Below are 20387 nucleotides of genomic sequence, written 5' to 3' on the forward strand. Positions count from 1 at the left end.
CACCGCGGTTTCCGGGCGGCCGAGCAGCCGCCAGGTGAGCCAGTCGTGCGGCAGCAGAAGTGACAAGCACCCCCGAACCGCAGGGACGCTTTATATCGGGGTGCGGGGGAGGGGCTGGGTGACTCGATAGCGGGTGCACGGGTGCCGGTTTGTTGGCGGGAGGGGCTGGGTGCCTCGATCGTTGGGTGCGCCGGCGGCGGTTGAGCGGTGAGTGCGCACGGCTCAGTGCCTGGTTGCGTTGGGTTCGCGGCCGGGGGTAGCGCCCCCAATGTGGCATTGGGTGCATCTGACGCACCGAACGCCGCATTGGGTGCGTGGGGCGCACCGGAGGCCGCGTCGCGGCGTTCCGTGAAGGGTCCCTTGAGGGAATGCGTCGGCGACGGAATCCCCGGCTGCGTGGTCGTGAGGGGAACCCTGAGGGAATCAGAGTCCCTGAGGGGAACCCTCACGTACTTCTGCGGCAAGAAAGTCCGAAGTGGACGGTTACTCAGTCTTCTCCGCGTTCAATCGGGCGGCTTCGCGGCGGACCTCGGCTTGGGTTTCGCGTTCGCGTTGCAGCCAGGTGGGATTCTCCGACTTCAAGGCCTCGATCTGGTCCGTCGTCAGTGCCTCGGTGACGCCGCCTCGGGCCAGGCCGCCGATGGAGACTCCCAGTTTCGCGGCGACGACCGGGCGGGGGTGCGGGCCGTTGCGGCGGAGGTCGCGGAGCCATTCCGGCGGGTCCATCTGGAGGGCGTTCAGCTCGTCGCGCGAGACGGCGCCCGCGCGGAACTCTGCGGGGGTGGCTTCGAGGTAGACGCCCAGCTTCTTCGCTGCCGTCGCCGGCTTCATGGTCTGGGGGGTCTTCTGCGCCGTCATGCCCACCAGCGTAACCGGCGACCCCGCGCCGGTAGCCTTGCCACGTGACAGAAGCCGACCAGGCCTCGGCGTTCCGGCTCGCCTACGTTCCGGGTGCGACCCCCGCGAAGTGGGTCCGGATCTGGGGCGAACGCAATCCCGAAGTGCCGCTTGACCTGGTCGCGGTCACTGCTGCCGAGGCCGCCGACGCGGTGCGCGAAGGGCGGGCGGACGCGGCGTTGCTGCGGCTGTCCGAGGACCGCGAAGGGTTGCACGCGATTCCGCTCTACACCGAGACCACCGTGGTCATCGTTCCCAAGGATCACCTGGTCGCGGCGGCTGACGAGGTGTCCATTGCGGACCTCGCGGATGAGCTTGTGCTGCATCCGCTCGACGACTCGCTCGGCTGGGACGAGCTGCCCGGCAAGCCCGCACTCGAGCGGCCGGAGACGACGGCGGACGCGATCGAGCTGGTGGCGGCGGGGGTCGGCGTGGTGCTGGTGCCGCAGTCGCTTGCTCGGTTGCATCATCGTCGTGACCTCACGTACCGGCCGGTCGAGGACGCGGTGCAGTCGCGCGTCGCGTTGTCCTGGCCGGAGGGCGACACCAGCGACCTGGTGGAGCAGTTCATCGGCATCGTCCGCGGGCGCACGGTGAACAGCACTCGCGGGCAGCAGGAAACACAGGCCAAGACGGGCAAGGCGGCGCCGGCGAAGAAGAAGCCGCAGCAGCAGCGCGAACCGGCTCGTCGGCGGAATACGCCCAAGCCCGGCGGGCGCGGCAAGCCTCGTCGGCGTCGTTAACGCAGGGGAGAAGCTGTGGATCTCGGGTTGAAGGGCAAATGCGCGGTCGTCACGGGTGCTAACCGCGGGATTGGGCTGGCGGTCGCCGAGGTGCTCGCGGCGGAGGGGGCGGACCTCGCGCTCGTCGCCCGGGACCAGGAAACGCTCGCGGCGGCGGTGGAAAGCGTCGGCAGGCACGGCACGAAGGTCATCGCGGTGGTCGCCGACACCACCGACGACGCCGCGGTCGCGGCGATGGCGGAGCGGGTCGCGACGGAGTTCGGCGCGGCGGACATCCTGGTCAACTGCGCGGCTCCGGCGTCGAGCGGGGTCCGGACGCCGCTCGACGACCTGCGCGACGACGACCTGCGCACCGAGATCGAGACCAAAGTGCTCGGCTACCTGCGGTGCGCCCGCGCGCTCGCGCCGCGGATGCGGGAGCGCGGCTGGGGCCGGATCGTGAACGTCAGCGGGCTCAACGCGCGGATCGCCGCCTCGACGTTCGGCTCGATTCGCAACGTCGCGGTCGCGGCGATGACCAAAAATCTCGCCGACGAACTGGGGCCGCAGGGCATTACCGCAACGGTGGTGCATCCGGGCTACACGGTCACCGAGCGGACGCCGGAGAAGTTCGCCGAGATCGCCGCGATGCGGGGGATTTCGGTGGCGGAGCTGGAGAAAGGCCTCGCTGCCGGGGTGAGTATCGGTCGGTTGGTCACGGCGGCTGAGGTGGCGGATGTCGTGGCGTTTTTGGCGTCTCCGCGCAGCGTGGCGATCAACGGGGACGCTATCGCGGTCGGCGGCGGTGTTCCCGGGCAGATTTACTACTGAGCGACTTGGAGTTCCCGCACGGCGTGGGGGTAGCCGAGACGGCCCTTGGTCGCGGCGAGCACGATCAGCGCGGCTGCGGCGAAGGCGGCGAACAGCAGGTGCTCGGCGATTTTCGGGTCCGCGCTGGGGAATAGTTCGCCCCAGGCGAGCGACAGGTAGTTGTTGATCCCGGCGTGCAGCAGCAGCGCGATCGGCAGGCTTTCGCCGCTGCGGTTGAACACCCAGGTCATCACGAAGCTGATCGCGATGGCGGTCGCGACGAATTCCAGCACCGACCAGACCGTCACGTTCGGCCAGTGTCCCCATTCGGTGAAGAACAACGGCAGATGCCAGACGCCCCACAGCGGACCGAGGATCAGCGTGCCGCGCAACGGGCCGTACTTCGGCTGCAAGTGCGGCAGGGCGAAATCGCGCCAGCCGGGTTCTTCGGCGAGGCCGGTGGTGATCACCTGCAGGATGAAACCCAAGGCCCACACCAGGATCAGCGACGCGGCGGGGATCTGGAACGGTCCGGCGAAGGGCAGGCTGGAGATCGTCAGCGCGACTGGGACCGCGAAAAGCGCGAGTGCGTACCACCGCCAGTTCACCCGCCAGCGCAGCAGCCGGCCGGCCCACGCGCGCAGCCCGGGGCGGCCTTCGGCGAGTGCGGTGACGAGGAACGCGGCGAAGATCGGGCCTAGGTACGCGCCGGGGAGCATGCCGAGGATTTGCGTCGTGCCGAGTACTGGCGGGAATCCGAAGTGGACGATGCCGAGGCCGTTGTCCGAGAGCACGTAAGGGATCCATGCGAGCCAGCTGAGCGTGATGGCGAGGGTGAAGAAGGTCGTGATGGGGCGGCGTGCGACGAGGGCGCGTAGTGCGGTCATGAGCGAGAGAGTCCTTTGTGGATGGTTCAGCGGCGGGTGCGGTAGTTCGCGATGAGGGCGATGCCCGCGGCGAGGGTGACGACGCCGAAGATGGTGCTCAGCAGGAGGTTGACGCCGAGTGCCGAGGTGATGGCGTTGGCTGCGGCGCTGAGTACGAGCACGCCCCACAGCAGTGGCCGGGTGCCTTGTCTGGCGGGTGTTTTCGTCATGCCGGGAACGCTACGAATCGGGGCTCGCCATGACGATCCCGTGCGCGGGAGAATCCAGGTACAGCAGGCTGTACTTTCGCGCCGCACCGCGGCGTCGTGGCGGATTTCTCGGCTAGGGTTCGGCGGCGTGAGGTGCTAGGAGGTGCGATGGCAACCGCAGGCGAACCTCGGCCGCGTTCGTGGCCGGTGCGGGTCCGGGCCGCTCTCGATGCGTTGGAACACCTCGTCGGCGGGATCGGTACTTCGGTGCTGGCGTTGCTGGTGCTGCTCGGCGTGGTCACGGTCGCGCTGTTGTGCCTCGTGGGCGTCGGATTGGTGCTGGCGCGGCCGATGCTGGGCGTCGTGCACGCGGTCGCCGATCGGGAGCGGATCCGGCTCACCGCGATGAAGCCGGACGTCATCAGCCCCGGTCCGGGTCCCGAGCGGCTCGGGGCGGCGTTGCGCGACCGGACTGTGCAGCGCGAAGTGCTGTGGGTTGTGGTGCACGGCCTCGCGGGGTTCCTGCTCGGCTTCATCGGGCTGACGATCGTGCTCAACACCGCGCGCGACGGGCTGTTCCCGCTCTACTGGTACCTGCTGCCGCCGGACGACGCGACGGCCTCGCTCGGCTGGCCGGTGCACAGCCTGGCCGAAGCGCTTCCGGTGTCGCTGCTCGGCGTCGCGTGGGCGTTCCTTTCCGTCGCGCTGTTGCCCGCGATGGCGCGGCTGCAGGCGCTGCCCGGCCGACGGCTGCTGCCGGCGGGTTCGGACGCGGACGTCACGCTGCGGATCGCCCACCTCACCGCCACCCGCGCCGCCGCGCTCGACGCGCATTCCGCTGAGCTGCGCCGCATCGAACGGGCGCTGCACGACGGCACGCAGAACCGGCTGGTCGCGGTGAACGTCCTGGTCGGCGCGGCCCGCCGGGCAGCCGTGCGGGGTTCGGCGGACGTCGACGAGATCCTCGGCCGCGCGCAGGACGCCACCGAGGCCGCGCTCGCCGAATTGCGCGCGGTGGTGCGCAGCATCCTGCCGCCCGTGCTGGCCGACCGGAGCCTCGCCGACGCGTTGACCGCACTCGCCGCGGACTGCCCGGTGCCGTGCACGATCGACGCCGACCTGCCTGGCCGGTACGCCGTTTCGGTGGAAGCGTCGGTGTATTTCGTGGTCGCCGAGGCGCTCACGAACGTCGCCAAGCACAGCGGTGCCCGTCAGGTGGAGGTCGTGCTGCGTCGGGAGGACGACCTGCTGCACCTCCGCATTACCGACGACGGCCGCGGCGGCGCTGCGGAAACTGGCGGCTCGGGACTCGGCGGGATGCGCCGCCGGATCGAGGCGCTCGACGGAACTTTCGCGCTGGCGAGCCCCGCCGGCGGACCGACCACTCTGACTGTGAGCCTGCCATGCGGATTGTGATCGCCGAGGACGACCCGTTGCTGCGCGAAGGCCTCGCGCTGCTGTTGCGCGCGGAGGGCCTCGACGTCGTCGCGACGACGGACAACCCGGCTGATTTCCTTGCCGCGGTGGACAAATACGAGCCGGACACCGCGGTCGTGGACGTCCGGATGCCGCCGACGCACACCGACGAGGGCATCGTCGCGGCCGTCGAAGCCCGTCGCCGACGGCCGGGGCTGGCGGTGCTGGTGCTGTCAGCGTATGTCGAGCAGGCCTTCGCGACCGATTTGCTGGGCGGCGGCAGCGCGCGGCTGGGGTATCTGCTGAAGGAACGCGTCGGGCGAGTCACGGAGTTCATGGAAGCGCTGAACCGGGTCGCCGACGGCGGGACGGCGATCGACCCGGAGGTGGTGGCGCAATTGCTGACCCGGACGCGCGCGGATTCCGGATTGGAACGGCTCAGTCCGCGAGAACGGGATGTGCTGGCATTGATGGCGGAGGGATTGGGAAACGGCGCGATCGCCGAACGATTAGTGGTGACCGACGGCGCGGTGCACAAACATATTCGCAGCATTTTCGCGAAACTGGATTTGGCTCCGGACGACAGCGCGGATCGGCGGGTTACCGCGGTGCTGCGGTATCTGGACGAAGCCCGCCGTTGATTTTTTGCGTAACACTGGACGAATCCGTGGGGAGTTGGCTATACGCGGCATGGATCGACCGCGCACGGCGAATCCGCCGACATTCGGCGTCGCGCAGTTCACCCGGACGAGTGCAGTGTCGAACGCGCGAATCGGTGACACCGAAGTGGCCTAATCGCGTCTTGCCGCCGGGATGCGGGCGCGTGCGAGTGCCGCACCGGAGAGCCGGTGCGGTGCTGGAGAACGGCGGTTACTTGCCGGAGCCCGCCTTCTTGGCCTCGTCCGTCCCGCCGCTCTTGCCGCCTGCCGGAACGTCCTCTTCGGACCAGTCCAGCCCGGCCTCGGCGACCACGCCGTCGAAAATCGGGGTGGCCACGGCCTGCTCGCCGCTCATGACGCGCTCACCACGTCGATGATCGCGTCGGCCGCGATCCACTGCGGGTTCGCGTCTCTCGCCTGGCCGTCTACCTGGACCGGGACCCAGGTGACCGCCGTCGCGTCGTCGGTGACCGGGGCTCCGGTGACCACCCCGCGCCTGCACAGCTGCCGCCTGCCGGTGCGCTGGCCGACCAGGTAGGTGACCCGGTGACCGGTGGACAGTTCGGGCCGGTGCTGTTCGCCGTCCATGTGTTCCTCCCTGCACGCCACCCTTGTGGGCGACGCTCGCTTCATCGACGCGACTCGCTCCCCGCGTGCCGATGACGCACTCCCGGTCCATGATCTGGGTCACATCGAAGCAACGGCCGCTCTGAACACGACTGCTACATCGAGGCAACGCCGACCACTGACAGTCATCCCGCTATACCCAAAGTAACAGGTACAGCGCCGTATCCAGTATGTGACCCGGCGATACACTCGCGCGGATGACGTCCTCAGGTACTCCGCCCGACGGGCGGGCCGCCCGGTGGGCAGGGCAGCGGGAACGCCGGCGCCGGGAATTCGTGGAAGCCGGAATGCGCGCGATCGCCCGATACGGGCCGGAGGTGTCCACCGAGCAGATCGCCGACGAGGCCGGTGTCGCTCGCACGCGCATTTACAAGCATTTCGCCGACACCGCGGATCTGCAGCGCGCTATCGCGTTGCGCGCGGCGGAAATGATCGGCGCGCAATTCTCGCCGCTGTGGGGAGTTTCCGGAACTCCGCGCGATATGGTGCACGCGACGATCGGCGCGCACATCGAATGGCTTTCCGAGCACCGCGAGCTTTACCAATATCTGATGCGCCAGTCGGTGACCGGGCCGCGCGACGTCGTCGCGGACGTCAAGACCGCGATCGCCCGGCAGCTGACCGTGCTGTTCGAGTACTACCTCGGCCTGTTCGGCGCGGACCAGCGGGTCGGCGAGACCATCGCCTACGGACTGGTCGGGCTGGTCGAATCCAGCACCGCGCACTGGCTCGAGGCCCCGCGCGGCATCGACCGCGACGATCTGCGCCAGCTGCTCGCCCGCTGGGTCTGGTCGATCCTCGACGACACCCTGCGCACGGTCGGCGTGGCGCTCAACCCGGATTCGCCGTTGTCCGAGCTGGATTTCCGCATCGTCGACCGTCCGTGAAGGGTTCCGCGAATGCGTGAGGGCCACCCTGAGGGAATCAGATTCCCTCAGGGTGGCCCTCACGCACGCGAACACCCGCTCCAACCGCAGCGGGAAGCGTCAGGCCTTCCGGCCGACCGCGCCCGCGATGCACTCCTGGACCTGGTTCAGCGGCTGGTAGCGCGGGCCGTCCGGCCACCAGTCCTCGCACAGCACCAGGCCCGGGTCGACCAGTTCGGTGCCGCCGAACATCCGCCCGATCTGCTCCCAGGTGCGGAAGACGCCGCTGCCCATGGGGCTGTGCGTGAACTTCTCCTCCATCCGCCGGGCGATCTCGCTGTGCTCGGGCGTCTCCGGGTCGAGGAAGTGCGCGATCACGACGAACGACCCGGACGGCAGCGCGTCCACGTAGGTCTGCATCATCTCCGCGTAGTCGTCGCCGAGGTAGTGGTGCAGGGTTCCGTTGTGCAGCAACGCGATCGGCTTCGTCCAGTCGAGGAACTCGCGCGCGGTCTCGTTTTGCAGGATCTGCTCGGGCTTGAAGATGTCCGCGTCGATGAAGCGGGTGTTCTCGTTCTCCTCGAGCAGCGCGCGCCCGTGCGCGAGAACCACCGGGTCGTTGTCCACGTACAGGACGCGGGCCTCCGGGATGATCCGCTGCACGACCTGGTGCGTGTTCTCCGCGGTGGGCAGGCCGGAGCCGCAGTCGAGGTACTGGGTGACCCGGCCCTGGGTGGCGAGGAAGCGGCAGGCCCGGATGAGGAAGTTGCGGTTGGCCCAGGCGAGGTCGGCGACCTCCGGGGCCACCGTCGCGACCTGCTCGAGAACCCTGCGGTCGATCTCGTAGTTGTTCGTGCCGTTCAGCGCGGCGTCGTACACCCGGGCGATGCTCGCTCGCGTGATATCGACCCCGACCGGGTGCGAACTGGGCGATTCGACGGCCTCGGTCATTTCTGGCGTCACCTCGGATGTGTCGGGCGTCTCTTTGGCCTACTCACAGTAGCCCGCCGGCGCTGTCAAGCGACCGCCAGGAGGAGGACAACCGGAGTGGGTGACAGATTCTTGATTCATTCCAGAAAATCCGGCAGACTCCGGGGCATGCCGACGACCGCGGACTTCGAGCAGCTGCTGCGCGGAGTGCACTTGCGGATCACGCGCCCTCGGGTGGCCGTGCTCTCCGCGGTGCACGCCAACGCGCACGCGGACACCGAATCCGTCATCGGCATGGTGCGCGCGGATCTCGGCGAGGTTTCCCACCAGGCCGTCTACGACGTGCTGCGCGCGCTGACCGAGGCGGGGCTGCTGCGGCGCATCCAGCCGCCCGGTTCGGTCGCGCGGTACGAGGCCCGGGTAGGGGACAACCACCACCACGTCGTGTGCCGCTCGTGCGGTGCCATCGAGGACGTCGACTGCGCGGTCGGCGAGGCTCCCTGCCTGACCGCTTCGCAGACGCACGGTTTCGTCGTCGAGGAAGCCGAGGTCGTCTACTGGGGGCGCTGCCCCGCTTGTTCCGCTGTGCCGAGTTCCTGAGCAAGACCTGATTCCCGGAAGGATTTCTGTTGTCCGAATCGCTTGATTCCGTTGCCGACGACCGCACGGCGGGATGCCCGGTCACCGGCCGCATGGGGTACCCCTCCGAGGGCGCCGCGAACCGTGACTGGTGGCCGAACCAGCTCAACCTGAAGATCCTCCGGAAGCACGCCCCCGCGGCGGACCCGATGGGCGGGGACTTCGACTACGCCGAGGCGTTCAAGAGCCTCGACCTCGACGCGCTGGCCCGCGACGTCGACGCGCTGCTCACCACGTCGCAGGAATTCTGGCCGGCCGACTTCGGCAACTACGGCCCGCTGTTCATCCGGATGGCCTGGCACAGCGCCGGCACCTACCGGATCGACGACGGCCGCGGCGGGGCGGGCGGCGGCCAGCAGCGGTTCGCGCCGCTGAACAGCTGGCCGGACAACGTCGGCCTGGACAAGGCGCGCCGCCTGCTGTGGCCGGTCAAGAAGAAGTACGGCAAGAAGATCTCGTGGGCCGACCTGATGGTCTTCGCGGGCAACCGCGCGCTCGAGACCATGGGCTTCAAGACCTTCGGCTTCGCCGGCGGCCGCGCCGACGTGTGGGAGCCGGACGAGGACATCTACTGGGGCCCGGAGCGCACCTGGCTCGGCGACGAGCGCTACAAGGGCGACCGCGAGCTGGACAACCCGCTCGCCGCGGTCCAGATGGGCCTCATCTACGTGAACCCGGAAGGCCCGAACGGCAACCCGGACCCGATCGCCTCGGCGCGCGACATCCGCGAGACGTTCGCCCGGATGGCGATGAACGACGAGGAGACCGTCGCCCTCATCGCCGGCGGCCACACCTTCGGCAAGACGCACGGCGCCGGCGACGCGGACGCGAACGTCGGCCCGGTGCCCGAGGCCGCCCCGATCGAGCAGATGGGCCTCGGCTGGAAGAACAGCTTCGGCAGCGGCAAGGGCCGCGACCAGATCGGCAGCGGGCTCGAGGTCACCTGGACCCCGACCCCGACGCAGTGGAGCAACTGGTTCTTCCACAACCTGTTCACCTACGAGTGGGAGCTGACCAAGAGCCCCGCCGGCGCGCACCAGTGGAAGCCGAAGAACAACGCCGCGCAGGGCACCGTGCCGGACCCGGAGAGCGGTGAGCTCAACCGCGCGCCGAGCATGCTGACCTCGGACCTCGCGCTGCGCTTCGACCCGATCTACGAGCCCATTTCGCGCCGGTTCTACGAGAACCCGGACCAGTTCGCGGACGCTTTCGCCCGCGCCTGGTACAAGCTCACCCACCGCGACATGGGCCCGATCCAGCGCTACCTCGGCCCGCTGGTGCCGCAGGAAGAGCTGATCTGGCAGGACCCGGTCCCGGCCGTCGACCACGAGCTGGTCAACGACGCGGACGTCGCGGACCTGAAGGCGAAGATCCTCGAGTCGGGCCTTTCGGTCGCGCAGCTGGTGTCCACCGCGTGGGCGTCGGCGTCGACCTACCGCCACAGCGACAAGCGCGGCGGCGCGAACGGCGCCCGCATCCGCCTCGAGCCGCAGCGCGGCTGGGAGGTCAACGAGCCCGACGAGCTGGCTCAGGTGCTGCGCACGCTCGAGGGCGTCCAGGAGGCGTTCAACAGCGCGCAGACCGGCGGCAAGAAGATCTCGCTCGCCGACCTGATCGTGCTGGCCGGCGCGGCCGGTGTCGAGAAGGCGGCGAAGGACGGCGGCGTCGACATCACCGTTCCGTTCACGCCGGGCCGCACCGACGCGACGCAGGAGCAGACCGACGCGGACTCGTTCGCGCCGCTCGAGCCGAAGGCCGACGGGTTCCGCAACTACCGCGGCAAGGCCAACCCGCTGCCGTCGGAGTACCTGCTGGTCGACAAGGCGAACCTGCTCAACCTGAGCGCGCCGGAGATGACCGTGCTGGTCGGCGGCCTGCGCGTGCTGGGCGCGAACTACCAGAACTCGGCTGCCGGTGTGCTCACCGACCGGCCGGGCACGCTGACGAACGACTTCTTCGTCAACCTGCTCGACATGGGCGCCGAGTGGAAGCCGGCTGACGGCGAGGGCCCGCACGCGGAGTCCTTCGAGGCCCGCGATCTCGCCACCGGCGAGGTCAAGTGGACCGGCACCCGCAACGACCTGGTGTTCGGCTCGAACTCCGAACTGCGCGCCGTCGCCGAGGTGTACGGCAGCGACGACGCCAAGGAGAAGTTCGTGCGCGACTTCGTCGCCGCGTGGCACAAGGTCATGAACAACGACCGGTACGACCTGGTCTGAGTTTCCTGATCCGCTGATCAAAAAAGGGCTCCTTGCGGGAATTCCCGCAAGGAGCCCTTTTTGTCGTTCAATCGCGTGGGGTCAGCTCTGGACGAGCTTGCCCATCGCGTTGACCTCGTCGACGTCGCCGGTGCTGAAGAACGACCAGGGCACGGTCACGAAACCGCTTGCGCCCCAGCCGGATCCCCAGCTGTTCTCGATCTTCACGCCCTGGTCGTTGTAGGCCACGATGGTCACTTCGTGCCCGCCGACGACCGGGTCGCTGCTCGAATCGCCGGGCATATACGAGTAGTCGCTCGCGGTCGAGGAATCCAGGTTCATGAAGCTCTGGTGCACATTGAACCCGATCGCGACCGGCTCGCCCTGGGAAATGGCGTTCTCGATGTCGGACCGCGCCGCGTCGCCGCTCGACGACAATTGCGTGTAGCCGGACAGCTTGTAGTGCGCGGCATTCGCCTTTTCGTTCTGGTCGGGCTGGGTGGTGTAGTCGAAATCGCCCTGCCAGTAGTCGGATTTGGTGTCGATGCCCTGCTCTTGTTCCATCGGCAGCGCGACGCTCGCCCAGGTGCCCTGGTCATTGCCCTTGGCGATCTGGGAGTAAATGAACATCGGGGCCATCGGGCCGCCGGTGATGCCCTGCTCGTTCATCAGCACGCCGTAGCCGGTGTAGCCGGTGGCCCAGGTGACGCACGAGCCGACCTGGCCCTGGTCGCCGGGGGCGTTGGCGTACTGGGTGAGGTCGCCGCTGGAGGGCAGTTCGGCGGTGGCTCGGGGGTGCACGGGGAGCGCGGAGTTCGCGTGGGCGTGCATCCGGGACTGCGCGGCCTTCAGCCCGGCGACGTTCAGCCCGAGGCCGTGCTTGAGGTGCTGCGGGTGGTGCTGGGCGGCGGCCGCGGCGGCAGGGGTCGCGCCCATCGCCGCGGCCAGGCCGGCCGCGGCGAGCAGGGAAACGAGTGCGGACGTTTTTCTGATCTGCATCCTGCGTACTCCTTTGGACATGCAGAAAAAGAAATCGGAAAGGGTGGGGAGGTGGATCCGACCACTGCAAAGGTAGATCGGCGGAAATTTTCCGGGAACCTACGAAAGGAGGGAGCGCATCAACTGCCGAATTGGAGCGGATCGATCAAGCGGACATTATGCCCGTTAACGCCGCTATTCCGGCGTACTGGTCCATTATGGACTCTTGGGAAACTCGTTTTCTTCTGGTCTGAACCATTTAGTCGGGAAGCGGGGTGGTGCGCGCGCCGTTGAGAAGGGCGTCGATCGCCCACCGGGAACGCGCGTCTCCGTTGCCGGAGAACAGGTTCTCGCTCGCCGCGACGATGTGCGGATGCGTTTCGGGCGAGAGGCCGCGGACGGTTTCGGCGAGCGCGTCGTGCCGCTGGTCGGAGTCCGGGCGGTCCTTGCGGGTGCTGTGCTCGACCGCGCTGGCGGTGGCGACGAGCAGCAGCAGATCGACGGTCCACGCGGCGGGGCCGGACGGCACGCCGGCTTCGGCGAGGAGGCCGAGCACGGTGTCGACGATGGCGAGGTAGTTCGGCCCGTTCAAGGGGGTCACGAGCGCGACGCGGGCGAGCCCGGGGTGCGCGTAGAGAACGTCGCGGTAGGTGGACACGACTGTCCACAAGCGACTGCGCCAGTCGCCATCGGCGGTCGTGGCGGTGACTTCGCCGAGGAGTTCGTCGAGCACGGCGGCGTGGAGTTCGTCGGTGTCGCGGACGTAGACGTAGAGCGAGGCCGGTCCGGTGTCCAGTTCCTTCGCGAGCCGCCGCATGGTGACGCGCTCGGCCCCTTCGCGGCGCACGACGTCGAGAGCGGCCGCGACGATGCCCTCGCGGCTCAGCGCGGGCTTGGCGGGACGCTCCCGGCGGTTGTAGCCACTCGCGGTCATCCGCCCATGGTATGCGCACGCCGCCCGAACGGTCTGGACCTTGGCCGGTCTACTCGGCGAGCAGGCTGTCCAGGGTCGGCTGGACGTCGGTGCGCAGGACGGCGCCGAGATAGACGGCCGCGACTCGTTGCTGTTTGTCGACGACGAGCGAGATCGGCACGGCGGCCAGCGGGAGGCCGCGCAGTCGCAGAGCGACCCGGCCGGAGGGATCAAAGATCGACTCGTAGCCGAGCCCGAGATCCTTGACGAAGTCGGCGGCGTACTTCTGGTTGTCGCGGACGTTGAGGCCGAGCACCTGGATCCCGCGACCCCGCCCGGCGTCCGCGATGGTCTGCAAGGTGCGCGATTCGGCCCGGCACGGCCCGCACCAGGCGCCCCAGAGGTTCAGCAGGACGACCTTGCCGGAGTAATCGGCCAGCGAGATGTCCTTGCCGGGCTCGCGCAGGCTCGGGCCCTTGAGCTCCGCTACCTTTTTGCGCTGCGGCACGGGATAGTGGATGGTCGTCTGCCCGCCCGGCGAGACGAATTCGAAGGTGTCCGACTGGCTGACCGCGTCCTTCCCGGTCGCGCACGCGGTGAGGGGCAGCAGTGCCAGCAGGAGGAAGAGGCGAACGAAGCGCACGCGGCATCGTATCGCCGATACGCCCGGCGGCTTCCGATGCGGTTTTCTAGGCTGGACCCCGTGTGGGAGACAGCGAGGGACCGGCTGCGGAGCCGGCTGGCGGACGGCTTGGCCCAGTCCGGGCTCACGCTGCCCTGGTGGGTGCCGATGGGGACGACCGCCTTCACGGTGATCGGGCTGGTCGTGGCGGTGGGACAGCGGGTCGGGCCCGCGCTGCCGGTCGCGATCGCAGGGTTTCTGCTGGCCACGTCGTCGTCGCTGCTGTTCGCGTTCACCGGGCGGCTCGCGCCGTCGTGGCTGAAGGCGCTCGGGATGCTCGCCGGGATCGGGCTGCTGCTGGCGTACCCGGTGGTGCCGGACTTCGCGCCGATGCCGCTGGCCGTGCTCACCGGCGAACTGGGGTCCATCGCGACGGCGCGGGTCGCGTTCGCGGCGACCGGCGGGGCGGTCGCGCTGCTCGGGGCCGCCGCGTTGACGGTCGGGCTCGTCGGGTTCCCCGTGTACACGCTCGCGGTCGTGGTCGGGATGGCCGCCGGGTTCATGCTGCGCTGGTACGTGCGCGCGCTGGACGCCGAGCGCGGCAAGCAGGAGGCCGTGCGCGAACAGGCGAGGCTCGGCGAGCGGCAGCGGATCGCGCGCGAGGTGCACGACGTCGTCGCGCATTCGCTGAGCATCACGTTGCTGCACGTCACGGGCGCGCGGCACGGGTTGCGCACGGATCGCGACATCGACGAGGCCGTCGCGGCGCTCACCGAGGCGGAGCGGATCGGACGGGCGGCGATGGCCGATATCCGCCGCACGGTTGGATTGCTCTCGCAGGAGTCGGCGGGGACGCGGCCGTTGCCCGGTGCGGGCGACATCGCGGAGCTGGTGGCCGAAACGTGCGCGGCCGGGCTGGTCGCGGATTACGAACTGGAGGGCGACGTGACCGCGGTCGACACTACGGTGGGGCTGGGGCTCTACCGGATCGTCCAGGAGTCGCTGGCGAACGTGGTCAAACATGCCCCGGCGGAGAAAGCCTTGGTACGGCTGGAGATCAGCGCTGAAGACGCCCGGTTGACTGTCCGCAATGGACACAACGGCGGCGCGCGCAATTCGGGCGGCTCGGGGCTGGCGGGTATGACGGCGCGCGCGGGTCAGCTTGGTGCGCGGTTGACTGCTGGACCCGAGGGCGGCGAGTGGGTGGTCGACGTGACGGTGCCGTTGGCGCGCGAGGTCGTGTCGTGACCGCTGCCGCCGGGGAAATGCGGGTCTTGCTGGTCGACGATCAGGAATTGGTGCGGTCCGGGCTGCGGTTGATCCTGCGCCGCCGCGACGGGTTCGTGGTGGTGGGGGAGTGCGCGGACGGCGACGAGGTCCCGGCCGCGCTCGAAGCGGCCGGCGGGGTTGACGTTGTGGTGATGGACCTGCGGATGAAGCGCGTCGACGGCATCGAGGCGACGCGACGGCTGCGCGCGTCCGGCCCGCGGCCGCCGGTGCTCGCGCTGACCACTTTCGACGACGACGAGCTGCTCGCCGGAGTGCTGCGTGCGGGTGCCGTCGGGTACGTGTTGAAGGATTCCTCGGCGGAGGACCTGATCCGCGCGGTGCGAGCCGTCGCGATGGGCGAGGCGTGGCTCGATCCGGCGGTCACCGGACGCGTGCTCACGACCTATCGCCAGGCGGCTTCCGATCGCCCGACGGTGCCGTCCGGGTTGTTGACGCCGCGCGAACTGGATGTGCTGACGGCGGTCGCGCGCGGGCTGACGGACGCGGAAATCGCCGGAACGCTGGGGATTTCCGCGAGTACCGTCGAGGCGCATTTCGAGCGGGTGTGCGCGAAACTCCGCCTTCGCGACCGGGCGGCGGCCATCGTCTACGCCTTCGACCACGGCCTGGTCACGCCCGGCTCGGCCCCGGCTCAGGCCGGTCCGGACTCGCTGCGGTTCAGTGTCCTGGGCCCGCTGCAGGCTTGGCGGGGACCGAACCTGCTGGACCTGGGCCCGGTGCGGCAGCAGGCGCTGCTGGCGGCGCTGGTCCTGCGCCCCGGCGAGACGGTCAGCCCTGGGGAGCTGCTCGACGGCGTGTGGGGGCTGGAACCGCCAGGCACCGGTGGCCGGGTGGTGCCGGTGTACGTACATCGGCTGCGGAAATGCCTGCGTGCGGTTGGTGAGCGAACGGAAGACTCAGTAATAGGCAGCGATCGCGGTGGATACCGCTTCGCCCGGGAGCGAGTGCGGCTGGACGTCACCGAGCTGACCGATCGAATCTCGGAAGCCACGACCGCCACTCATAGCGGCGATCCGGCTGCCGCCGTTGATGCTTACGCCGGTGCGTTGGCTCTGTTCCACGGCGAGCCGTTGGCGGGGCTGCCGGGCCCGTTCGTCGAGGGGGAGCGGCTGCGGCTGACCGAACGGCGGTTGACGTTGGTGCAGGAGAAAGCCTTGCTGCAGTTGAAACTCGGGCGGACCGACGAGGTGGTGCACGAGCTGTCGGCGCTGCTGGCGGTGCATCCGCATCGGGAGCCGCTGGCGGTGCTGCTGATGCGGGCGCTCCATGGCGGTGGCCGCCGGGCCGATGCGCTGGCCGTGCATCGGCGGATGCGGGAACGGCTGCGGACGGATTTGGACGTCGAACCGGGGGCGGAGCTGGACCGGGAGCTGCGGGTGGTGCTCAGCTCGGATCGGGGTCCCTCGTGAGTGAACACGGGACCCTGCACCATGTCGAGTTGTGGGTGCCGGATCTCGGCCGCGCGGTGGCGTCGCTGGGATGGCTGCTGGAGGAACTGGGATATCAGCGGTTCCAGGACTGGGCGGCCGGACGCAGCTGGCGGCTCGGGCCGACGTATCTGGTGGTCGAGCAATCCCCGGCGCTGACCGCGGACCGGCATGATCGCTGCCGTCCGGGGCTGAATCACCTCGCTTTTCACGTCAAAGACACCGCGACGGTCGAGCAGTTGGCCGCCGACGCCGCCCGGCGCGGGTGGCAGCTGATGTTCCCGGAGAAACACCCCCATGCGGGCGGCGCGGAGCATTATGCCGCGTATCTGCAGAACGACGACGGCTTCGAGGTCGAACTCGTCAGCTCTGCTGGGCCGAGCTGACCGGAGTGCGCGGGCTGTACTCGTCCGAATCCGCGTACTGCGAAGAAGCCGGATAACGCGAAGAAGTCTGCGAAGAATCCGAAGAGCTGGAGTCCTCAGAACCGCTCTTCGAAGCCTCGCTCAGCTTCGTCATCAGCTGCGTAGCGGCCTCCAGCCCCTGCGTCACCGACGTGATCAGCTGCAGCAAATTATCCGAATCCGACAGCAGAACCCCGAGCTTCTGCGCGATCTGCCCGCCGTACTGGGTAGCGATCGCCACCGCCTGCGGGATCGCCGCCGCGATGCTCGCGCCGAACGTCGCCTGCGCGGCGGCGAACGCCTGCGTCATCAGCTGGATAATCTGCCCGACGGCCTCCGAAATGAGCCCGCCGACCTCCTGCTGCGCCTTCGCGACGACCTTCCCCGCGCCAGTAGCCGCCTTGGCCATCGCGATGCCCGCCTGGCCGACCGCTTCGACGCAGTCCGCGTGTTGCGAGCTGTTGTCGCGGTAGCTGGACGCCGAAGAACCACTCCATCCCGACGTTTCCGGGCCCGCGGACTGCCGGTAGTCGTCCGCGACGGACGACACCTGCTGACCGCCGCCTTCCATGCCCTGCGAGTGCGACGACACCGAGTCCGGGTTGCCCTGCAACTGTTTCAGCGGCTCCTCCAGGAACCGCACCAGTTCGGTGATCATGCCGAAGCCAGCCGACGTCAGCGCGGCGAGCGGGTCCTGCGACGCGCCGAGCAGGTCGAGCGCGGTGGCGCCGCCGCCGAGTCCCGCGGACACCCAGTCGTGGTTTTCGACTGCCTGCGTGGTGGTTTTCAGGTCTGCCAGCACCTGGCTGGAGTCGGTCACGGGAGGTCCTTCCCCGGCAGCGCGGCCGCGTTGCCCTGGTCGCGGCGTTCGTAGCTTTCCGCCGCCTGAGTCAGGTTCGCGCTCACTTTGTCCACAGTGGATGATGCGTGCGAGACGGCGTCGTTGGTCTTGCCGACCGCCGACTGCAGGCCCGCGGTGAGGAACTGCACGAAGACGCCGAGCGCCTGGTCGCCGAGTCCGGACGGGGCACTGCGGGCGACATTCCCGAGCCGGTCGGCAAGATCGCCGACGGTGGCCGCGTGCCGACGCAACTGCGCGGGGTCGACCTCGAAGCCGGCGGTCACGAGATGATCCCCGGGTTCGCGAAGTAGTCGTCTTCCTGGCGCGGTGCCGCGGGGGCGGCCTCGACCGGCAGGTTGTCGCGGACGAGTTGGAGCGCGGGGCCGTCGCCGACGTAGTCGGTCATGATGTCCACGACCTGGGCACCGGCCTGGCGGTGCGCGTCGTGCACGGTGGCCAGGATGAGCCGGGCGAGCGCGTCCGCTTCCAGCGCGCGGGCGGCGGGGCTCAGGCGCAGGTCGGTCAGCGCGCCGCTCGGGCCCACTTCGACCTCGACCTCGCCGCGCGGAGAAGCGGCCCGGCCGCCGACGCGGCTGAGGCTCGCGCTCGCGGCCTCGGCGTTGGCCTGCAGCCGGGACAGGTTTTTCTGGTAGTCGGCGAGCCAGGCCGCCGAGTCTTGGATCGGCACGGAAGGTCCTCCGGTCGGTTTCGGTGTGGTCATCGCGGCCGCCGCGCGGCGGTGGCCAGCTCGCCGAGGGCGAAGCGCAGGTCGGCCGGGCGCAGCGAGTTCACGCTGAGCCAGCCGTCGCGCGCGGGGTTGATCCGGACTCGGCCGCGCGGTCCGTCCATCCAGGACAGTTCGCGGCCCTCCCGGGTGCGCCCGTCGCGGGTCGCGCCGAGCTGGCCGCGGCCGGTCAGCGGGACGACCAGGCCGACGAGGCTGTCCAGCGCCGCCGGGTCGCCGCCGCTGTCGCGGACGAGATCGCGCAAGCGGTGGGCGCGGGAGGTGTCGTCCTCGTCGTCGGAGAGCGCTATCGCCTCCTTGACCGCGTGCGCGGGCAGCGTGACCGGCATCGTGCGGGCCGCCTCCACCTGCGGGATTTCCGCGAGCACGGCGTCCACCAGCGCGGTCTCGTCCACCCGGCGCACCGACAGCGTGTCGGCCTCGAGCCGCTGCCGGCAGATCAGCGCCGAGGACCGGTAGACGAGTGCGGTGACGGCGGTCGCCCCCTCGGCGTCCGCCACCACCAAATCAACGATGCCGCGACGTTCGCGCAGCGCGGTCACGGCTTCCGCGGCGAGACCGTCCGGCCCGGAGTCGTCGGCGAGCCCGCGCGCCTGCAGCGCCTGCCCGGCGGTGGCGAACAGGATCTCGCGTTCGCCTTCGATCCGGCCGTAAGACGGGACCTGCAACGGAAACGGCCAGCTCGCCCCGGCGTGCGCGGCCAGCAGGTCGGCTTCGACGAGTCCGATGTGGACGGTTTCGTCGCCGACACGGGGCAGTGCGGCGGTCATTCGGCTTGCCGTTCGAGCCGCTGGAATGCTTGCTGCACCCCGGATTCGTGCTCCTGATAGCGCCGGATGCCTGCCTGCAGCGCCTCGTGGAACCCGGTCAGTTCGGTGTCGGCCGCGCCCAGCTCGCCAGTGAGACCGGCGTGTCCGGCGGCCTCGCGCAGCCGCTGCGCCAAATGCAGTGCGGGCGGTGCGGTGCCCAGTTGCGGGAGCCGGTCGGCGAGCCGTCCCGCCGAACCGACGAGTTCCCCGGTCTGCTCGCCGAGTCTGCCCAGCGCGGCGACCTGGCGGTCCAGCGCGTTCGGGGCGACCTCGTGGCCAGTCATCGGGTGCTCCTGTCTTTCACAGCCCAATCACCGGGCTGATGGTCTTGTCCTCGGGGTGCAGGAGCGGCTGGTCGAGCACCGGCATCTTGTTCTTGTGCTCCTCTTCCTCCTCCTGCGCGGCGCCCGCGCCGCGGCCGGGCATCATGCCGTTGCCGCTGGCCGCGCGAGCGGCGGCCATCTCCGCCATCGCGGCGTTGCGGGCGAGCATCGCGCCCTCCATGCCGAGCGCGGAGCGAATTCCGGCGGACAGGCCGGATTCGACCGGCGCCGCCGTGGTCAGCGCGCCCCACGGCATGCCACTGCCCGCGCCTGATCCGGCTCCGCCGAGCGGACCGGCGTAGCTCGACGCGCTGGTCGAATCGTCCGCGCCGTAGGAATCCGCGGTGGTAGCCCCGGCGGGCGGCGGATTGATCGCGTGCGAACTCTTGTGCAGACTGGCTTCGTAGCGCTGCATCACGTGCACCGCTTCGGCTTTCTGGTCCGCCGCAGCGACATTCGAGGCGAACAGGCTCGCCCCGCCGCCCGCGACCGCGCCGATCGCCGCGCCCATCAACGCGCCCGGACCGGCGCCGATGCCGCCCGCCCCGGCCCCGAGGATCCCGCCGATGACCGCGCCCGCACCCGCTCCGGCCGCCGCGGCGGCGACTGCGCCCCCAGTCGGGTCGCCTGGCGGCTTCGGCATGGTGTTGCGCGCGACGGCGAGCGAATCGCCCGCGTTCTGGGCCGCGCCGCCGACCGTCCCGGCGCGGTCGCCGATCCCGGACGCGCGGTCGCCGAGCGAACCCAGCCGTCCGGACGCGCGTTCGGCGGCCTGTCCGCTCCAGTTCTCGTGCAGCGTCTCCTGCTGCGATTTGAGCGAATCGGCGTGCGTGCGCATTTCCGAACCGTGCCGCTGCCATTCCGCGGCGACCGTGCTGACGTCGCCGACGTCGGCCTTCTCCCACAGCATTTGGTACAGCTGCTGGTGCGTGTAAGCGTTCCAGTTGGTGCTGCCGGGCGGGACCGGGGCGCCGAAGTAGCCCTCCCACACGTTGCGCAGCGCGGACACCACGGGCCGCGCCAGGTCGCCGACCGGCCCCGCCTTGTCGAGTCCCGCGAGCGCCGAGTCCGCCAGGTTTTCCACCCCGGCCGACGCGGCGTCGACCACTGATCCGGATTCTCCGGTCATACCCCCGCCTTCGCCTCTGCCCGGCCGGCTTCCGCCGGGCACTCGCGCACGGTAAGGGGCGGCGATG

The 20387-nt window shown here is 69.7% G+C and carries 25 protein-coding genes; 10 read left to right on the forward strand and 15 right to left on the reverse strand.

The window, feature by feature from the left end; translation table 11 throughout:
- Positions 1-483 precede the first annotated feature (483 nt).
- Positions 484-858 carry a DUF5997 family protein gene (locus tag ACWDNU_RS03320; protein ID WP_449667568.1) on the reverse strand — a complete coding sequence of 125 codons (375 nt, stop codon included), beginning with the start codon at positions 856-858 and terminating at the stop codon, positions 484-486.
- 44 nt (positions 859-902) lie between these two features.
- Between ACWDNU_RS03320 and ACWDNU_RS03325 the strand changes: the two genes are divergently transcribed.
- Together ACWDNU_RS03325 and ACWDNU_RS03330 are read left to right on the forward strand one after the other, a co-directional pair.
- Positions 903-1640: a LysR substrate-binding domain-containing protein gene (locus ACWDNU_RS03325; RefSeq protein WP_449667569.1), complete on the forward strand. Its 738-nt coding sequence runs from the start codon at positions 903-905 to the stop codon at positions 1638-1640.
- Positions 1641-1655: 15 nt separating this feature from the next.
- Positions 1656-2450 (forward strand): SDR family NAD(P)-dependent oxidoreductase, encoded by a 795-nt coding sequence (locus ACWDNU_RS03330; protein ID WP_449667570.1) that lies wholly within the window; start codon positions 1656-1658, stop codon positions 2448-2450.
- Here ACWDNU_RS03330 and ACWDNU_RS03335 read toward each other — a convergent pair.
- Positions 2444-3316: a CPBP family intramembrane glutamic endopeptidase gene (locus ACWDNU_RS03335; protein WP_449667571.1), complete on the reverse strand. Its 873-nt coding sequence runs from the start codon at positions 3314-3316 to the stop codon at positions 2444-2446. The genes ACWDNU_RS03330 and ACWDNU_RS03335 overlap by 7 nt on opposite strands.
- A gap of 26 nt (positions 3317-3342) precedes the next feature.
- Positions 3343-3525, reverse strand: coding sequence for a hypothetical protein (locus tag ACWDNU_RS03340; protein WP_449667572.1), 183 nt, complete (start codon positions 3523-3525; stop codon positions 3343-3345).
- A 147-nt stretch (positions 3526-3672) separates the two neighbouring features.
- On the opposite strand from ACWDNU_RS03340, the gene ACWDNU_RS03345 reads away from it, so the two are divergent.
- Both ACWDNU_RS03345 and ACWDNU_RS03350 read left to right on the forward strand, forming a co-directional pair.
- Positions 3673-4920 carry a sensor histidine kinase gene (locus ACWDNU_RS03345; protein ID WP_449667573.1) on the forward strand — a complete coding sequence of 416 codons (1248 nt, stop codon included), beginning with the start codon at positions 3673-3675 and terminating at the stop codon, positions 4918-4920.
- Positions 4908-5561, forward strand: coding sequence for a response regulator (locus ACWDNU_RS03350; protein WP_449667574.1), 654 nt, complete (start codon positions 4908-4910; stop codon positions 5559-5561). The genes ACWDNU_RS03345 and ACWDNU_RS03350 overlap by 13 nt, the downstream gene beginning before the upstream one ends.
- A gap of 229 nt (positions 5562-5790) precedes the next feature.
- On the opposite strand, the gene ACWDNU_RS03355 is transcribed toward ACWDNU_RS03350, so the two are convergent.
- Together ACWDNU_RS03355 and ACWDNU_RS03360 are read right to left on the reverse strand one after the other, a co-directional pair.
- Entirely contained in the window at positions 5791-5934 is a 144-nt protein-coding gene (locus tag ACWDNU_RS03355; protein ID WP_370939955.1) for a hypothetical protein, read from the reverse strand.
- A complete protein-coding gene (locus ACWDNU_RS03360; RefSeq protein WP_344266772.1) occupies positions 5931-6167 on the reverse strand; it encodes a hypothetical protein in 237 nt (78 codons plus the stop codon). Before ACWDNU_RS03360 ends, ACWDNU_RS03355 begins: the two co-directional genes overlap by 4 nt.
- Before the next feature lie 236 nt (positions 6168-6403).
- On the opposite strand from ACWDNU_RS03360, the gene ACWDNU_RS03365 reads away from it, so the two are divergent.
- Positions 6404-7093, forward strand: coding sequence for a TetR/AcrR family transcriptional regulator (locus ACWDNU_RS03365; protein ID WP_449667575.1), 690 nt, complete (start codon positions 6404-6406; stop codon positions 7091-7093).
- Between the two features lie 99 nt (positions 7094-7192).
- Here the strand turns inward: ACWDNU_RS03365 and ACWDNU_RS03370 are convergent, their stop codons facing one another.
- Positions 7193-8023: an SAM-dependent methyltransferase gene (locus ACWDNU_RS03370; RefSeq protein ID WP_370939952.1), complete on the reverse strand. Its 831-nt coding sequence runs from the start codon at positions 8021-8023 to the stop codon at positions 7193-7195.
- A 147-nt stretch (positions 8024-8170) separates the two neighbouring features.
- Between ACWDNU_RS03370 and ACWDNU_RS03375 the strand changes: the two genes are divergently transcribed.
- A complete protein-coding gene (locus tag ACWDNU_RS03375; protein ID WP_370939951.1) occupies positions 8171-8602 on the forward strand; it encodes a Fur family transcriptional regulator in 432 nt (143 codons plus the stop codon).
- 29 nt (positions 8603-8631) lie between these two features.
- Entirely contained in the window at positions 8632-10860 is a 2229-nt protein-coding gene (katG, locus tag ACWDNU_RS03380; protein ID WP_449667576.1) for a catalase/peroxidase HPI, read from the forward strand.
- Positions 10861-10941: 81 nt separating this feature from the next.
- On the opposite strand, the gene ACWDNU_RS03385 is transcribed toward katG, so the two are convergent.
- The 3 genes from ACWDNU_RS03385 to ACWDNU_RS03395 form a co-directional block, all read right to left on the reverse strand.
- Positions 10942-11838 carry a C1 family peptidase gene (locus tag ACWDNU_RS03385; RefSeq protein ID WP_449667577.1) on the reverse strand — a complete coding sequence of 299 codons (897 nt, stop codon included), beginning with the start codon at positions 11836-11838 and terminating at the stop codon, positions 10942-10944.
- A gap of 238 nt (positions 11839-12076) precedes the next feature.
- Positions 12077-12751, reverse strand: a complete 675-nt coding sequence (locus ACWDNU_RS03390) for a TetR/AcrR family transcriptional regulator (RefSeq protein WP_449667578.1) — start codon at positions 12749-12751, stop codon at positions 12077-12079.
- A gap of 49 nt (positions 12752-12800) precedes the next feature.
- On the reverse strand, positions 12801-13373 hold the full coding sequence (locus ACWDNU_RS03395) for a TlpA family protein disulfide reductase (protein WP_449667579.1): 573 nt from the start codon (positions 13371-13373) through the stop codon (positions 12801-12803).
- Between the two features lie 60 nt (positions 13374-13433).
- Here ACWDNU_RS03395 and ACWDNU_RS03400 point away from each other — a divergent pair, with 60 nt between their 5' ends.
- The 3 genes from ACWDNU_RS03400 to ACWDNU_RS03410 are packed head-to-tail and all read left to right on the forward strand — an operon-like array spanning position 13434 to position 16455.
- Positions 13434-14600, forward strand: coding sequence for a sensor histidine kinase (locus tag ACWDNU_RS03400; RefSeq protein WP_370939946.1), 1167 nt, complete (start codon positions 13434-13436; stop codon positions 14598-14600).
- Positions 14597-16051 carry a BTAD domain-containing putative transcriptional regulator gene (locus ACWDNU_RS03405; protein ID WP_370939945.1) on the forward strand — a complete coding sequence of 485 codons (1455 nt, stop codon included), beginning with the start codon at positions 14597-14599 and terminating at the stop codon, positions 16049-16051. The genes ACWDNU_RS03400 and ACWDNU_RS03405 overlap by 4 nt, the downstream gene beginning before the upstream one ends.
- Positions 16048-16455, forward strand: a complete 408-nt coding sequence (locus tag ACWDNU_RS03410; protein WP_449667580.1) for a VOC family protein — start codon at positions 16048-16050, stop codon at positions 16453-16455. The genes ACWDNU_RS03405 and ACWDNU_RS03410 overlap by 4 nt, the downstream gene beginning before the upstream one ends.
- On the opposite strand, the gene ACWDNU_RS03415 is transcribed toward ACWDNU_RS03410, so the two are convergent.
- The 6 genes from ACWDNU_RS03415 to ACWDNU_RS03440 are packed head-to-tail and all read right to left on the reverse strand — an operon-like array spanning position 16433 to position 20320.
- Positions 16433-17293 (reverse strand): hypothetical protein, encoded by an 861-nt coding sequence (locus ACWDNU_RS03415; protein ID WP_449667581.1) that lies wholly within the window; start codon positions 17291-17293, stop codon positions 16433-16435. The two genes, ACWDNU_RS03410 and ACWDNU_RS03415, sit on opposite strands and share 23 nt — an antisense overlap.
- On the reverse strand, positions 17290-17598 hold the full coding sequence (locus tag ACWDNU_RS03420) for a type VII secretion target (RefSeq protein WP_370939942.1): 309 nt from the start codon (positions 17596-17598) through the stop codon (positions 17290-17292). Before ACWDNU_RS03420 ends, ACWDNU_RS03415 begins: the two co-directional genes overlap by 4 nt.
- Positions 17595-18002 carry a YbaB/EbfC family nucleoid-associated protein gene (locus ACWDNU_RS03425; RefSeq protein WP_370939941.1) on the reverse strand — a complete coding sequence of 136 codons (408 nt, stop codon included), beginning with the start codon at positions 18000-18002 and terminating at the stop codon, positions 17595-17597. Before ACWDNU_RS03425 ends, ACWDNU_RS03420 begins: the two co-directional genes overlap by 4 nt.
- Positions 18003-18031: 29 nt before the next feature.
- The gene (locus ACWDNU_RS03430; RefSeq protein ID WP_449667582.1) at positions 18032-18829 is read right to left on the reverse strand and encodes an ESX secretion-associated protein EspG; all 798 of its coding nucleotides are present in this window, start codon (positions 18827-18829) and stop codon (positions 18032-18034) included.
- On the reverse strand, positions 18826-19152 hold the full coding sequence (locus tag ACWDNU_RS03435; RefSeq protein ID WP_116203433.1) for a hypothetical protein: 327 nt from the start codon (positions 19150-19152) through the stop codon (positions 18826-18828). The genes ACWDNU_RS03430 and ACWDNU_RS03435 overlap by 4 nt, the downstream gene beginning before the upstream one ends.
- A gap of 16 nt (positions 19153-19168) precedes the next feature.
- Positions 19169-20320 carry a WXG100 family type VII secretion target gene (locus ACWDNU_RS03440; protein WP_449667583.1) on the reverse strand — a complete coding sequence of 384 codons (1152 nt, stop codon included), beginning with the start codon at positions 20318-20320 and terminating at the stop codon, positions 19169-19171.
- Positions 20321-20387 lie beyond the last annotated feature (67 nt).

The sequence above is a fragment of the Amycolatopsis sp. NPDC003676 genome (genome assembly GCF_053587275.1).